The 15,378-nt window shown below is 68.6% G+C and carries 11 protein-coding genes; 6 read left to right on the forward strand and 5 right to left on the reverse strand.

What is annotated here, in order from left to right; all coding sequences use genetic code 11:
• Positions 1–13: 13 nt before the first annotated feature.
• Genes E0E39_RS00805 through E0E39_RS00815 form a run of 3 tightly spaced genes read right to left on the reverse strand, consistent with a single transcriptional unit; the run spans position 14 to position 2,803 of the window.
• The gene (locus E0E39_RS00805) at positions 14–1,420 is read right to left on the reverse strand and encodes a HAMP domain-containing sensor histidine kinase (RefSeq protein ID WP_130873051.1); all 1,407 of its coding nucleotides are present in this window, start codon (positions 1,418–1,420) and stop codon (positions 14–16) included.
• Entirely contained in the window at positions 1,420–2,151 is a 732-nt protein-coding gene (locus E0E39_RS00810; protein WP_130873052.1) for a response regulator transcription factor, read from the reverse strand. Before E0E39_RS00810 ends, E0E39_RS00805 begins: the two co-directional genes overlap by 1 nt.
• Positions 2,152–2,155: 4 nt before the next feature.
• Complete coding sequence (locus E0E39_RS00815; RefSeq protein WP_165444584.1) at positions 2,156–2,803, reverse strand: DoxX family protein; 648 nt, start codon at positions 2,801–2,803, stop codon at positions 2,156–2,158.
• Positions 2,804–2,963: 160 nt separating this feature from the next.
• Between E0E39_RS00815 and mptB the strand changes: the two genes are divergently transcribed.
• From mptB to E0E39_RS00845, 6 genes are all read left to right on the forward strand, one after another.
• Entirely contained in the window at positions 2,964–4,355 is a 1,392-nt protein-coding gene (gene mptB, locus E0E39_RS00820; protein ID WP_130873054.1) for a polyprenol phosphomannose-dependent alpha 1,6 mannosyltransferase MptB, read from the forward strand.
• A gap of 58 nt (positions 4,356–4,413) precedes the next feature.
• Positions 4,414–5,376: an ABC transporter ATP-binding protein gene (locus tag E0E39_RS00825; protein WP_245988151.1), complete on the forward strand. Its 963-nt coding sequence runs from the start codon at positions 4,414–4,416 to the stop codon at positions 5,374–5,376.
• Positions 5,373–6,308: a hypothetical protein gene (locus E0E39_RS00830; RefSeq protein ID WP_130873055.1), complete on the forward strand. Its 936-nt coding sequence runs from the start codon at positions 5,373–5,375 to the stop codon at positions 6,306–6,308. The genes E0E39_RS00825 and E0E39_RS00830 overlap by 4 nt, the downstream gene beginning before the upstream one ends.
• Positions 6,309–6,658: 350 nt before the next feature.
• A complete protein-coding gene (gene thrC, locus E0E39_RS00835) occupies positions 6,659–8,074 on the forward strand; it encodes a threonine synthase (protein ID WP_130873056.1) in 1,416 nt (471 codons plus the stop codon).
• A 72-nt stretch (positions 8,075–8,146) separates the two neighbouring features.
• Positions 8,147–9,493, forward strand: a complete 1,347-nt coding sequence (locus tag E0E39_RS00840) for a flavin monoamine oxidase family protein (protein ID WP_130873057.1) — start codon at positions 8,147–8,149, stop codon at positions 9,491–9,493.
• Between the two features lie 146 nt (positions 9,494–9,639).
• A complete protein-coding gene (locus E0E39_RS00845; protein WP_130873058.1) occupies positions 9,640–11,040 on the forward strand; it encodes an NAD(P)/FAD-dependent oxidoreductase in 1,401 nt (466 codons plus the stop codon).
• Between the two features lie 171 nt (positions 11,041–11,211).
• Here E0E39_RS00845 and E0E39_RS00850 read toward each other — a convergent pair whose 3' ends face one another.
• Positions 11,212–12,606, reverse strand: coding sequence for an MFS transporter (locus E0E39_RS00850; protein WP_130873059.1), 1,395 nt, complete (start codon positions 12,604–12,606; stop codon positions 11,212–11,214).
• A partial coding sequence (locus tag E0E39_RS00855; RefSeq protein ID WP_245988152.1) for a glycoside hydrolase family 2 TIM barrel-domain containing protein occupies positions 12,603–15,378 on the reverse strand: 2,776 nt, incomplete at its 5' end. The genes E0E39_RS00850 and E0E39_RS00855, both read right to left, overlap by 4 nt.

Here is a 15,378-nt window from a genome sequence, read left to right on the forward strand (position 1 = left end):
GGTGTTTCCCGGGTCAGTCGGCCAGGGGCAGCCAGACCGTGAAGCACGTGCGACCCGGGCGGGAGTCCACCTCCACCCGGCCGCCGAAGCTCGCGACCACCGCCTGCACGATCGACAGGCCCAGCCCCGTCGATTTCGCCTCGTTGTGGCGACGCGACGCATCGGCCCGGGTGAAGCGTTCGAAGATCCGGGGCAGCACGTCGGGCGCGATGCCGGGGCCGTCGTCGACGACCATCAGACACGCCTGGCCGTCCCTGATCCCGGCGACGGTGGTGACGGTGGTGCCCGCGGGGGTGTGGTTGCGGGCGTTGGACAGCAGGTTGACGATCACCTGGTGGAGGCGGTCGGCGTTGGCCCGCACCTCGAATCCCTCCTCGGGAAGTTCCAGGTGCCAGACGTGATCGGGTCCGGCGGCGCGCGCGTCGCTGACGGCGTTGAGCACCACCGCGACGATGTCGACGGGCTGCATCTCGACGGGGGCGTCGGCGTCGAGCCGGGCCAGCAGGAGGAGGTCCTCGACGAGTTTCGTCATGCGCCGCGACTCCGAGTCGATCCGGCCCAGCGCGAACGCCGAGTCCGCGCCGTCGCCGCGGGCCGCCAGCTCCGAGTAGCCGCGGATGGCCGCGAGGGGGTTGCGCAGCTCGTGGGAGGCGTCGGCGACGAAACGCCGCAGTTTGGTCTCGGAGGCCTCCCGGACCTTGAGCGCCCCCTGCACGTTGCCGAGCATCCGGTTGAAGGCGCCGGTCAGCTGCGCCACCTCGTGTTCGGGGGGCAGCGCCGGGTCGGGTACCGCGGGCACGTCGACCTCGCCGCGGTCGAGGTCCAGCTGCGAGACCGTCGACGCCGTCGCCGACAACGACCGCAGCGGTTTCGTCGCGGCATTCGCGACGGCGCGGGTAGCGAATGCCGCCGCCACCACGGCCGCCGTTCCCAGGGCGGCCGCGAGCAGACTCAGGCGCACGATGGTGGTGTTGACGGTCTCCAGCGGCAGGGCCAACACCGTCAGTTCGCCGTCGCGGTTGTACTGTGCGACCGCCCGGTACTGGCCCAGCTCGGGGACGTCCACGGTGTGTTTCTGGCCATCCGCGTTGATCTTCAACAGGGCGTTGACGGCATCCGCGGAGACATTGTCGAACTCGCCGTGCCCGATCTTCGACGCGACACTGACACCGCTTGAACTGCGCAGCACGATGACGGTGCCGGGAGGCGTGCCGGGCGCCAGGATGCCCTTCGGACGGCCGTTCTGCTGGCCGGTTTCGCGCGCCTGGAGGGCTTTGGCGTTGTCCACCTGTTTGTCGAACTGCTCGTACATGATGACGCCCGCCGCGACGATGGTGCCCGCCGAGATCAGCAGCGCCAGCACCGCGACCACGGCCGTGACGCGTCGCCGCAGCTGGGCGGAGAGGGTGGCCGGGCGCATCAGGCGCTGGCCGGGCGCAGCACGTAGCCGGCGCCGCGCATCGTGTGGATCATGGGTGAGCGGCCCGCGTCGATCTTCTTGCGCAGGTAGGAGATGTAGAGCTCGACGACGTTGGCCTGGCCGCCGAAGTCGTAGTTCCACACCCGGTCGAGGATCTGGGCCTTGCTGAGCACCCGTTTGGGGTTGCGCATCAGGTAGCGCAGCAGCTCGAACTCGGTGGCGGTGAGGTTGATGTTCTCGCCGGCGCGGGTGACCTCGTGGGAGTCCTCGTCGAGGATCAGGTCGCCGACGACCAGCTGGGTCTCCGGCTGCACCGTCGTCGCCCCGGAGCGTCGCAGCAGCCCGCGCAGCCGGGCGATGACCTCCTCCAGGGAGAACGGTTTGGTCACGTAGTCGTCGCCCCCGGCGGTGAGCCCGGTGATCCGGTCGGCCACGCCGTCCTTGGCGGTCAGGAAGATCACGGGCACGTCGGGTTGCTCGGTGCGGATGCGGCGCATCACCTCGAGGCCGTCGAAGTCCGGCAGCATCATGTCGAGGACGATGGCGTCGGGTTTGACGGCGCGGGCCGCGTGGACAGCGTCGGTTCCGGTGGCGGCGGTGGTCACATCCCAACCCTCGTAGCGCATGGCCATGGCCAGCAGCTCGGTCAGGCTGGGCTCGTCGTCGACGGTGAGGACCCGCAGCGGGGTGCCGTCGGGGCGGGTCAGGGCAGTGGGCTGTGCGGGAGGCATGCCTCTACTGTGACAGCCCGGAGTGAGGTTGTGCCATGAAACTGCTGTGTGTCTCCTGTGCGACATGCGTTCCCCGGGATGAGAGGGCCCAGCCGTCCGACATGGCGAGGACGGGCTCCACGTCGGGGGAGAGCGCGGGTTCCGGAGCCGGGGAGTGTGGGGGTTCTTCGGTGAGGGAACGGGCCGGCCGTCGGGGTGATTCCTCCTCGGGAGGTGTGTCCTGCGCGGGCAGCGCGGTGTCCTTCGGTGTTCGGAACAGGTTGTCCAGGGCCAGTCGGCCCGCCCCGTGGGTCATCAGCACCATGCCGACGATCGCCATCACGGCGTTGTACTCCCAGCCGGAGTCGTGGACGTAGAAGTTGTGCGACCTGAGGGTGAGGATGATGCCGATGTTGAGGACCACCAGACCGAGGCCGATCGCGGGGGTCGCCAACCCGAAGATCAGGAAGATGCCGCCGATCACCTCGAATCCGATGAGCAGCCACACCATGAGTCCGGGGTTCGGGATGCCCGCCTGTTCGAGGATGGTGGCCTCCGCGGTGATGCCCTCGTTCTGCCAGCGGTGCCAGCCGTGGGTGACCATGATGAGTCCCATGACGATGCGGGTGAGCATCAGGGCGATGCCTTTGAGCACGTGGATGAATGCCTTCATGGTTCTCCCTGCCGTCGGTGTTTCAGCCAATCGTATGACACGAACCAGCCATTCGTTCCGAAATTTTCCTGATAAAATCCTCCGGCCTTCCCGGGGTGCCGTGGCTCGTCGCGTCCTCGTTCCACCGGTGCCGTCGTGACACATCCTAGAGTTGTGCCCGATGTCTGCTCTTGAACCGCGTCCCCGAATCACCGACCCCACCGGAGGCTGGGGGTGGGTGGGGTTCGGGATGCTCGCCAGCGTGGTCACGGCCGCTTTCGCCTGGGTGGTGCCGCAACCCGCGGTGACGGTCGTCGACTACCTGCTGGCCGCCCTGTTCTTGGTGCCCTGCGCGGCCCTGCTGCTCGCGTGGTGGCGGATCGGGCCGCGGTTCCCGCATCCCGTCGTCGCGACGGTGCTGTGGGCGCTGCCGCTGCTGGCCTGCCCGCTGCTGTTCAGCCTCGACGTCAACGCCTACCTGACGCAGGGTTGGATGGTGCTCAACGGCCACGACCCCTACGTCATGACGCTCGGGGAACCACAGCTGCCCGGGATCGCGGTCGGGGCGGACTGGGTGGACACCACGTCGGTCTACCCGGCGGGCTCGTTGCTGGTCTTCGCGGCCGTTTTCTGGGCCAGCGGTGGCCTGCCCTGGCTGGGGATCCTGCTGTTCAGGCTGCTGCACCTGGCCTGTCTGCTGGTGGTGGCGTGGGCGGTGAAGCGCGTCGCGTCGCGCGTCGGGGTCCCCGTGAACACGGCGCTGTGGGCGGGAATCGCCACCCCGCTGCTGATTCTCCAGTGGATCGGGGGCCTGCACAACGACGCCGTGCTGGTGGCCCTGATCGCCCTGGCGGTGATGGTGGCGCAGCGCGGCGGCTGGTCCGGGTTGCTGCTGGGCGGGGCTCTGATCGGGCTGTCCCTGACGATCAAGCAGTCGGGGGCGGCCGCCGGTCTCGGGATCGTCGCCCTGGCGTGGGCGGCCTCGCCGGGCCGCGACTGGTGGCGGCTCGCGGGCCGGGCCGCGGCTGCGGGGGCGGCTGCGGTCGCGGTGTTCACCGGCGTCTCGGTGGGTTCCGGGCTGGGGTTCGGGTGGAACAGCCCCACCGCGGGCAGTCCCCTGGCAGTGATGAGCGACTCACCGCTGTCGTGGATCATCCAAGCGATGAGATTCCTCGGGCAGGAGGCGTCGCTGCCCCCGGTGATGCGGGCGCTCACCCTCGTCGCCGGGCTGGCGGTGCTGGCGGCCTGGGTGTGGCTCGTGGTGCGGTTCGGGCCCCGACCCGGGGAGCCGGGGCGTCCCTGGGTGGTGCTGCTCGGCGGGCTGCTGGCCTTCGCGCTGCTCGGTCCCGCCCTGCAGCCCTGGTACTTCACCTGGGTGGCGCCCTTCGTCGCCCTGACGCTGCCCGATCGGCGCTGGCAGCGGATCTGGTTGAGTGCGACCGTGGTGGTCGTGATGGCGGCCTCCACCCAGGTCTCCCTCGGCTCCCCGCTGCTGGGGCTGGCCGTCTGGTGGTCGTGGCGACGCCTCGAGGCGAAGGATCTCGACGTGTTCCAGGAACGGACCGGGGTCTGACCTCGCCGCGACCGCGGGCCGACGCGTTTTCCTGCGCCCGGGCGCTAGGGTCGCGGGCATGACCGAGCAGCGCTGGAGGCGGACCCCCGGGGCGTGGGCCGTGCGGATTCGCGGTCTCGCCAAGCGTTTCGGGCGCGTCCAGGCAGTGTCCGGACTCGACCTCGACGTGCCCCTCGGTGGTGTCCACGGACTGCTCGGTCCCAACGGTTCCGGCAAGACCACCACGCTGCGGATGCTGCTCGGCCTGATCCGTCCCGACCGCGGTGAGATGCGCATCCTCGACCACGAGGTGCCCTACGGGCTACCCGAGGTGATCAACAGGGTGGGGGCCATCGTCGAGAGCCCCGCGTTCGCCCCGAACATGAGCCTGAGACGCAACCTGGAGATCCTCGCGGTCTCCACCGGGGTACCGGGTCGTCGCGTCACGGAGGTGCTGCTGGAGGTCGGGCTGCGGGGACGCGAGAGGGCGGCGTTCCACACCTGCTCCCTCGGCATGAAGCAGCGACTCGCGATCGCCGCGACCCTGCTGAGGGAACCCGACCTGCTGATCTTCGACGAACCCACCAACGGACTTGACCCCGCCGGCATCCAGGAGATCCGCACCACCATGCGGGCCCTCGCGGATGCGGGTCGCACGGTCGTGGTCGCGAGCCATCTGCTGGGGGAGGTCGAACAGATCGCCGACTCGGTGTCCATCATGGGCCGGGGCCGGGTGATCGCGGCCGGGGACCTGGAGGAGTTCCTCAACGACGGCTCCGCCTACGTGGCGGTGGAGATCGACGACGTCCCGGCGGCCTTCGAGACGCTGCGGCAGGCCGGGTTCGGCGGCCAGCTGGTGGGCGGGCAGTTGCGCGTCACCCGCGACGAGGGGCTCGACCCGGCCGCCGTGGCCCGGGTCCTGGGGGAGGCGGACCTGTGGCCGAGGCATCTCAGCCTGCAACGCTCCAGCCTCGAATCCGTGTTCCTGGAACTGACCGAGGACGAACGACTCACCACCACGCAGGGAAGGGCCGTGGCGTGATGCTGAATCTGCTGCGCGCCGAGCTCCTCAGACTGGTCAGCGACCGGAAGGTTATGGTGCTGGCGGTGTTCGTGCTGGGGGTGGGATTCTGGATCGCGGCCCCGATGGCCGAGACCCTCAGGCCCTACACCGCGCTCGACTGGGACGAAGCGCGACGGCAGTCCAACGACGCCCAGATAAACCTGGAGGTGATCTGCGGGTCGGGTCCTGCCAACAGCGACTGCTCGATGCTGCCGACGAACATCACGGTGGAGGGGTTCCTGCGTCCCCAGCTGAGTTTCGAGCAGTTCGTCATCGCGACCCTCGGGCTGACGATGCAGGCGGGCCTGTTCGCCGTGGTGGTGTTGATCACCGTGATGATCGGGGCCGAGTTCAGCACCGGCTCCATCGGCACCCAGCTGACCTTCACCCCACGCAGGCTGCCGCTGCTGTGGGCGAAGACCCTGGCCGCGGCGATCTGCGGGGCCGCTCTGATGGCCTTCTGGACGATGTTCATGGTGGTCCTGGACGTGTTCTTCTACCTCAACGTGCGTGGACTCGGGGGGCTGACCGCCGGCCCCGTGATGGCAGCGCAGGTTGGACGCGCACTGCTGGTCGGGGCCGTGGTGGGGATGCTGGCGGCGCTGGTGACGATGGCCTTGGCGTCGACGGTCAAGACGTGGGTGTTGATCTCCGCTGGGCTGGCGCTCTCCCTGTTCCTCGAATCCTCCAGGGACATCGCCCAGACCGCGTGGCTGCTGCCGACCACCAACGCATTCAACCTCATCACCGGCGAATGGAGCCGCACCATCTACAACGGCGACGGGGTGCGGCAGGAACCGACCCCGCACCTCGACTACGGATACTCCCTGGGATACGCGGCCTTCTGGCTGGTGGTCTTCGGGGTCTGGGCGTCGGTCAGCTTCTCACGCCGCAACATCCTCAACAAATAGTCTGCGATCCCTCCCCGGGGCCGGTTGAGCCGGCCTGCGACGAAGGAGGGGCCCGTGTCGATGGTGGTTGAGCCGGCCTGCGAGCGTCAGCGAGTGGGTCGTGTCGAAACCATGGTGGGGGTGTCCGGGGACTTGTGGTCGGGTCTGCCTACCGGGTGGCAGTGATGGTTTCGACTCAGCCGTTCGCTTCGCTCACGTGCTGGCTCAACCGGCTTCAGGGGGCTCGCGTACCGGCTCAGGTTTCCCCGCGATTCGTACGGGCGGGAAGGATCGGCGTACTGCGACGAAGGGCTGCCCGGCCCGGTTGGTTTGTCGGCCGTTCCGGATACCGACCGGTAGGATCGCTGCCCGTGCGATACGTCTCCACCCGTGCCACCGACCACACCACCAGGGCCTTCAGTGACATCCTCCTGGAGGGCCTGGCGCCCGACGGCGGCCTCTACCTGCCCGTCGAGTACCCGCGGGTGGATGCAGAACTCCTCTCCCGGTGGCGCGACGTGCTGTTCGACGACGGCTACGCGGCGCTCGCCTTCGAGGTGTGTTCCCTGTTCATCGACGACATCCCCGCCGACGACCTGCGGGGCATCTGCCGTCGCGCCTACGCGCCCGGGAAGTTCTCCGACCCGCGGATCGTGCCGGTTTCCGAACTGTCGGACGGGGTGCGGCTGGCGCACCTCAGCAACGGCCCGTCCGCGGCCTTCAAGGACATGGCCATGCAGCTGCTCGGCGAGCTGTTCGCCCACGAGCTGGCGCGCCGCGGCGAGCGCCTCACCATCCTGGGCGCCACCTCCGGCGACACCGGTTCGGCCGCCGAGTACGCGCTGCTGGGCAGGCCCGGGATACGGGTGGTGATGCTGTCCCCGGCGGACCGCATGACCCCGTTCCAGCAGGCGCAGATGTACTCCATCGACGACCCCGGGGTGGTGAACCTGGCCGTCGAGGGCGTCTTCGACGACTGCCAGGACCTCGTCAAGGCCATCAACGCCGACGCCGACTTCAAACGCGACCACCGCATCGGCGCGGTGAACTCCATCAACTGGGCACGCCTGATGGCGCAGATCGTCTACTACTTCGCGGCGTGGCTGCGCACCGGCGGCGAGGAACCGGTCTCGTTCGCGGTGCCGTCGGGCAATTTCGGCAACATCGCGGCCGGGCACATCGCCCGCCTCATGGGGCTGCCCATCCGGCACCTGGTGCTGGCCACCAACGAGAACGACGTCCTCGACGAGTTCTTCCGCACCGGCGTCTACCGGCCCCGCGCCGCGCAGCAGACCCACGCCACCAGTTCCCCGTCCATGGACATCTCGAAGGCGTCGAACTTCGAACGTTTCGTCGCCGACCTGCTGGGCCGCGACGGTGCGCGCGTCGCCGACCTGTTCGGCCGCGAACTGCCGGAAACCGGCCGGCTCGACCTGTCCGGCGAGGACCGCGACCGTTTCGGTTTCGTCTCGGGTTCCTCCACCCACGCCGACCGGCTGGCCGAGATCCGCGCCACCTGGGAGAACGACCGCGTTCTCATCGATCCCCACACCGCCGACGGCGTGCACGTCGCCCGCCGGCTGCTGGCCTCCGGTGAGGTGACCGGACCCGTCGTGGTGCTGGAAACCGCGCTTCCTGTGAAGTTCGCCGAGACCATCACCCAGGCAACCGGCATCGTCCCGCCGCGCCCCGATCGTTTCGCCGGGATCGAGGACCTCCCCAGGCACGTGACGCGCATCCCGGCGGACGTGGACGCGGTTCGGCGGGCTATTGACGGGGCCGCCTGAAAACGGGAATCGAACCCCTTGTAGGGTAAGAAATCCGGGTGGAAATAGCATGCCGGTTCATAGGGAGGAAACATGCTGGACTGCGCCATCATTGGGGCTGGCCTGGCGGGCCTCGTGGCTGCTCGCGACCTGCGGAACCGGGGGCTCGGTGTTGTTGTGCTCGAGGCCCGGGACCGCGTGGGGGGGCGTGTCGAGAACGGGGTCCTTGCCGACGGCCAGTACGTGGAGCTCGGCGGTCAATGGATCGGCGCCGGACACGACGCCATCTTTGAACTGATCGAGCGGTACGGGCTGAGGACCATTGGTACTCCGGCTCGCGGAAATCTGGTGGTGCGTGTCCACGGCAGATTGCTCGAGGTGCCGTCGGCCGAGGACGGGGCGGAACTGACCCCGTTCGAGGTCGCCGACCTCAGCCAGGGGTTGTTGAGGCTGCGACGCCTCGCGCACCGCCTGGCCGACGATCCGGCATGGGTGACGGCGAACGGTGCCTGGCTGAGGCAGGACCTACGACGCTGGGTGCGCACCAATTTACGTACCGGAGGGGCGCAGGCCCGTTTCGGAGGGGTTTACGAGGCGGCCTTCGGGCCGATGATCCCGCACGCGACCCTCGAGGAGGGCCTGCGGCAGATCAACTCGGGGCCGAGCCTGGAGACGATGATCGCCAACAACGGCGGGTTGAACCAGCAACGCGTCGACGGCGGCATGATGGCTCTGTGTGAGGCCCTGGCCGATGATCTCGGGGAGGTGGTGCGTCTCGGGAGCCCCGTGACGAAGGTCACGCACGAGGACACCGCCGTCGTGACGCTCGAATCCGGGGAGACCATCGAGGCGCGCACCGTCGTCTCGACGCTGCCGCCACGCCTGGCGGTCGCCCTGGAATACGACCCACCCCTGCCGCAGTGGAGACGGGACGTCGCGGAGAAGGTGGCGCCCGGCAACGTAATCAAGGCTTATTTGGTGTACGAGACGCCTTTCTGGCGCGAACGAGGACTTTCAGGGCAGTCGAGCTCTGACGAGGGGGCGGTTCGCGTCACGTTTGACACAACCCCGGCCGACTCGGTTCGCGGGCTGCTGATGGGTTTCTTCGAGGGGACGGAAGCCGATTCCCTGGCTCATCGTTCCCTGGAGACCCGGCGGCGCGCATTCGTCGAGTCGGCCGTCCGTGCGTTCGGAGCGGAGGCCACCGAACCCCTCGATTACCTCGAACGGGACTGGAGCGCCGAGCAGTACACGCGAGGCTGTCACGGGGCGCACTTCGCGCCCGGGATCTGGACCTCCAACGGTCCCATCCTGGCGGCCCCCGACGGGTGCCTCTACTGGGCCGGGGCGGAGTACTCGACCAGGTTCAACGGCTACATGGAAGGTGCGGTCCGCTCCGGTGAGGAGATCGCGGCCACGGTCGCCGTCGCCCTCATCTGACCCCGAAACCCAAAGCTGGTTGAGCCGACCTGCTCGTTTCTCGCGGTACGGCTCAACCGGCGTGGTGGTGTATGCTCGGGGCTCGCGCCGCCCAGTAGGTGAGTCTGACTTGGCATGATGCCGCCTTGCCCAGCACAATAGCCGATATGCGCAAGCATCATGTTGTGATAATCGGTTCTGGTTTTGGTGGTCTGTTCGCGGCGAAGGCCTTGAGGCGCGCCGACGTCGATGTGACGTTGATAGCACGCACCACCCATCATCTGTTCCAGCCGCTGCTCTACCAGGTGGCGACCGGCATCCTGTCGGAGGGCGAGATCGCCCCCGCGACCCGGGAGGTGCTGCGCAAGAACAAGAACGTGACGGTGCAGCTCGGTCTCGTCGAGAAGGTCGACGTGGCGGCCAGGCAGGTGCACTGGCGTTTCCACGGCCTCGAACAGGTCACCGACTACGACTCGCTGATCGTCGCCGCAGGCGCGGGGCAGTCGTACTTCGGCAACGACCACTTCGCCCGGTACGCGCCCGGCATGAAGACCATCGACGACGCCCTGGAGCTGCGGGCCCGGATCTTCGGGGCCTTCGAACTGGCCGAACTCGCCCCGGAGGGAGAGGACCTGTCCAAGTTCCTGACCTTCGCGGTCGTCGGCGCGGGACCGACCGGGGTGGAGATGGCCGGGCAGATCCGCGAACTGGCCTCCAAGACCCTCGTCGGCGAGTTCCGTCGCATCGACACGCGCCAGGCGCGGGTGATCCTCATCGAGGGCGGACCCCTGGTGCTGCCCAGCTTCGGCGAGGACCTCGGTGGTTCGGCGCGCAGGTCGCTGGAGAAACGCGGCGTCGAGGTGTGGACGGAAACCATGGTCACCGAGGTCGACTCGCGCGGGTTCACCGTCAAACGCAAGGACGGCTCCACCGAACGGGTGGAGTCGGTGTGCAAGGTGTGGGCCGCCGGGGTGTCCGCGAACCCGCTCGGCCCGCAGATCGCCGAACAGACCGGCGCGGAGACCGACCGGGTGGGCCGGGTCAAGGTGCTGCCGGACCTGACCCTGCCGGGGCATCCCGAGGTGTTCGTGATCGGCGATCTCGCCGCCGTCGACGGGGTACCGGGGGTGGCGCAGGGCGCGATCCAGGAGGCCCGCTACGCGGCGGCAGCCATCCGCGGCCAGCTGGCCGGGAACCGGCCGCAGGCCCCGTTCACCTACAAGGACAAGGGGTCGATGGCGACGATCTCCCGGTTCTCCGCCGTCGTCAGCGCGGGGAAGGTCAAGTTCTCGGGTTTCCTGGCCTGGGCGGCCTGGCTGGTGTTGCACCTGCTCTACATCGCAGGCTTCAAGCAGCGGATGTCGACGCTGCTGCACTGGTTCATCAGCTTCCTCACCCGCGGCCGGGCGGAGCGCGTCACGACGAACCAGCAGATGGTCGGACGCCTGGCGTTGGAGGAACTCGGCGAGGGCACCAGCGCCCGCCTCATGTCCGGTGCACCCAAGAAGAAGACCGAGGATGCGACACCGGAGGACTCCGACGAGAAGGAAACAGCGCCGGTCGCGTGAGACCCCGCCCCGCCCTGCACCCCGCCGGTTTTGCTGGCCTTACCGCTGATTCGCTGGCCTTCTTTACGGTTTGCTGGCCTTGTTCACGTTTGCCTGCGCTGTGAGGCCAGCAAACACGGACAAGGCCAGCAAAACCGGGTTAAGGCCAGCGAACCGACGGGCGGCGCGGGGTCAGGTGTCGGCCCCATCCCGGAGGCGGGCGTTGGCCTTCTCGACGTCGAGCCGGGTGAGCAGGAAGAAGATGAGCGCGTTGGCCACCAGCGGGAACCACAGGTACATGACGTGGATCATCTGGATCGCCGAGTCCGGCTGCACACCCAGGTTGCCGTCGTAGCCGCTGGCGGCCAGGAGCCACCCGGCGGCGGCCGTTCCGATGCCGCCGCCCACCTTCACCCCCAGGGAGGTGCAGGAGAACATGAGCCCGTCGATGCGCTTGCCGGTGCGCAGCCAGGTGTGTTCCGACGCCTCCGCGATCATGGCGTTGATCGTCCCCTGCAGCGGGCTCATGCCCAGGGAGGCCACCGCCGAGAGGACCAGCATGAGCGGGACGTCGTGGAAATAGGCCGCCACGAGCACCCCGAGCCGCCCGAGGGTCGCGATGACGTAGCCGCCGAGGTTGACCCGGTACATCTCCCCGAACCTCTTCACGACGACGGGGGTCACCAGCAGCCCGACGATGAGCGGGATGTTGATGGCCCAGGCGAAGGTTCCCAGCAGGTTCTCGTCCCTCAGGACGTACTTCATGAAGTAGATGCCCATGTTGAGCATGGCCGTGAAGATCTGGGTGAGCAGGAAGACGACGAGGATGAGCAGGTAGTACCTGTTGGACAGCAGCATCCTGGCCGACTCCAGCACCGTCAGCGTGTCGTCCTCCTGTTTCTTGTCGTCGTCGCCGGCCAGTTCCTCCGGGGGCAGTTCCTTGACGGAGAACACCGACAGGGTGTTGACCGCCAGCCCGAGCAGCGCGTAGATGATCGCCATGGTCCGCCAGCCCGCGGCGCCGCCCCCGAACATCGCCACGCCCCCGACCGTGATGCTCTGGATGAGCAGGTTCGTCCCGAAGGCGAACATGAACCGGATGGAACCCATCTGCACCCGCTCCGAGCCGTTGCGGGTGATGAGCGCGGTCAGTGAGGAGTAGGCGATGTTGTTGGCCGTGTAGAACACGGCGTTGAGGAGGGTGTAGGCGATGAAGAACCAGGCGTACTTGGCGGTCTCACCCAGGTCGGTGGGGATCGCGAAGATCGCGATGATCATGCCGGCGCAGCCGACGAAACCCCACAGCATCCACGGCCGAGCCTTGCCCATCCGGGTGTTGGTGCGGTCCAGCAGGGTGCCGAAGATGACGTCGGAGAACCCGTCGAACAGCCGGGAGACCATCATGAGCGTGCCGACGACACCCGCGTTGAGCCCGGCGGTGTCGGTGAGGTAGATCATGACGAAGGCCGACAGCAGCACGTAGACGACGTTGCCCGCGACGTCACCCGAGCCGTAACCCACCTTGTTGTACCACTTCAGGTACTTCTTCTCGCCGGCCGCCGCTGCCGTTCTCGTCGCGTCGTTCATGATGTCACCTCGGCGTGGTCAGGGGGGGTGAGCAGGAAATGGAGTTCCATGCCGAGCTCGTGGCGGTCCACCCGGTAGCGGGGCCGCAGGGCCGGTCCGCAACTGTTGGAACCGACGCCCGCCATCGCCGCGTCCAGGCACAGCACCGTGCTGCCCGACGGCCTCAGGTCGGTGTTGCGGTGCCGCGCGGCCAGTTCCTCCTGCGTGTACCGGGAGGCGTTGAAGGAGAAGGGGCTCTGCCCCACCACCGTCAGGCCCAGGCCCCCGCCGGAGACGGTGACCTCGTCGCAGTCGGCGTGGCTGCCGTTCTCCTGGGGGCGGATGTAGTCCTCGTGGAGGTCCGCGACGTCCGCGCTGAAGGCCCCGTGATGGCTGGCGCGGTGCTTGTCGGCGTAGCTCTCGAACGGCCCCAGGCCGTGGTAGCCGACCCGGTTCATGGTCTCGGGCAGGAACAGCCGCAGCCCCAGGCGCGGCAGGCTGGGGAACCCGAGGGTGCGGCGCATCCGCAGGCTCAACCCCAGGACGCCGTCGGCGGTGAGGGTCCAGATCAGCCGGCCGCGCAGCGCGGGCTGAACCGTCGGCGCCACCATGCCGACATCGGCGCTGACCGTCACGCGCCCGGGTGCTTCCTCGACGTCCACGGCGTAGGCGCGGGCCGCGGCCCGGTGATACTGGGCGCGCTCCCACTCCAGGCGCACGTGGCGGTCGTTGTCGGTGGGGGCCCGCCAGATGTTGAGGCCGGCCGGGCGCTCCAGGACCTCCGTCCCGTTGACGGCCAGGGCGGCGGGCAGGCCGGTGCGCGTGTCGATGCAGCAGCGCAGACCCGCGGCCTCCAGCTCGATCCGCGTCCCCTCCCGTGCGACATGCACCGGGCCCCGGGCGGTGGGACGGTGCGCGAGCGCCGCGACCCGGCGGTGCCGCCCGTCGGTGTTGCGCAGCGCAACCTCGTCGAAACCCAGGACGTGCCCGGCGGGCAGCAGCGGTTCGGGGCGCGCGAGCCGCTGGGTGACCAGCAGGTGGCATTTCCCGGCGTGCGGAATCCGCGGTTCGCAGCGCAGCATGACGCTGGTGTGGGGTGGGACGGGATCGGTCAGGTCGATGTCCCCGCGATCCACGACCACACCGTCGCACCGCACCTCCCATGAGATGCGGACGTACTGCGACAGGTCGGTGTGGTCGAGGTCGTTGCGGATGGTGAGCAGGCCCTCGTCCTGGTCGTAGTCGACGACGCGGGCGGGCCGCTGGACGTTCTTCAGCTCGGCCAGCCCGGGGTGGGGGACGCGGTCGGGGGAGACGAGCCCGTCGACGCAGAAGTTGCCGTCGTGGATGTCCTCGCCGTGGTCGCCGCCGTAGAGGTGGATCGGTCGGCCGTCGTCGCTGGTGCCGGCGGCCACCGCGTGGTCGCACCACTCCCACACGAAACCGCCGCACATGCGCTCGTCGTCGCGGATGATCTCCCAGTAGTCCTCCAGGTCACCGGGTCCGTTGCCCATGGCGTGGCAGTACTCCACGAGGATGAAGGGCTTGTCGGGGTCGGAGTCCAGGTGGTCGCGGATCTCCTCGATGCCGGGGTACATGCGGCTGTACAGGTCGATGCAGGAGTAGTCGTAGCGGCGCTTGGAGTCGCGGTGGTAGGAGCCCTCGTAGTGGGTCAGGCGCGTCGGGTCGAAGCCCTTGACCCACTGCAGCGCCGCTTCGAGGGTGCAACCGTGGGCGCACTCGTTGCCGGCGGACCAGGCGATGACGCTGGGCCGGTTCTTCTCCCGGTGGACGCACAGCCTCATCCGATCGACGGTGGCCTCGGTCCAGGCGGGGTTGTCGGCGATGGGTTCGTTCCAGTGCTCCACCTGGTTCTCCCAGGACGGGTCGGCCAGGAATCTGGCCTGGGTGCCGTGGCTCTCGTTGTCGGCCTCGGACATGACGTAGAAGCCGTACTCGTCGCACAGCTGGTAGAAACGCGGATCGTTGGGGTAGTGGGAGCTGCGCACCGCGTTGATGTTGTGTTCCTTCATCAGCCGCAGGTCCCGTTTCATGTGGTCGAGGTCGACGACGGGGCCGGTGACCGGGTCGGAGTCGTGCCGGTTGACGCCCCGCAGCGTGATGGGGCGGCCGTTGAGGCGCACGACAGCGTCCCGCACCTCGATCTCGCGGATGCCCACCCGGTCGGTGATGACCTCGCCGGGGGTGGTGAGGACCAGGGTGTGGAGGTGGGGGTCCTCCGCGCTCCACAGGTGGGGTGCCGCGACGGTGAGCCGGGCGCGGTGGGTGTGGTCGGGGTCGCCGGTGAAGGGCTCCAGGGTGCCGGTGGCCAGCACCCGCCCGTCGGGGCCGGTCAGCTCGGCGGTGGTGGGGACGACCCCGCCGCGGTAGGAGCCGCGGATCTCGACGACGGCGGTGGCCGGGCCCGCGCCGATCACCGGACCCAGCGAGGTGGTGACGGCGTGGTCGAACAGGACCGCGGCCGGGCGGTCCAGGAGGTAGACGTCGCGGAAGATGCCGGAGGTGCGGAACTTGTCCTGGTCCTCCAGGTAGGTGCCGTCGCACCACTTGAGCACCAGCACGGCCAGGCGGTTGGTGCCGGGACGGAGGAGGCCGGTGACGTCGAACTCGGCGGTGGCGTGGGAGACCTGGCTGTACCCGGCGTAGGTGCCGTTCAGCCAGTCTCCTTTATACATCCGACCCTGCCGACGCAGGAGAAAGAGGGAATGTTGGTGGTGGTCGTAGCCGCCAATAAACAACATGCAGGCATTCAGCGCATCCGCACCGGCCTGA

It is taken from the genome of [Pseudopropionibacterium] massiliense (assembly GCF_900607225.1).
In the GTDB taxonomy this organism is placed as follows: domain Bacteria; phylum Actinomycetota; class Actinomycetes; order Propionibacteriales; family Propionibacteriaceae; genus Arachnia; species Arachnia massiliensis.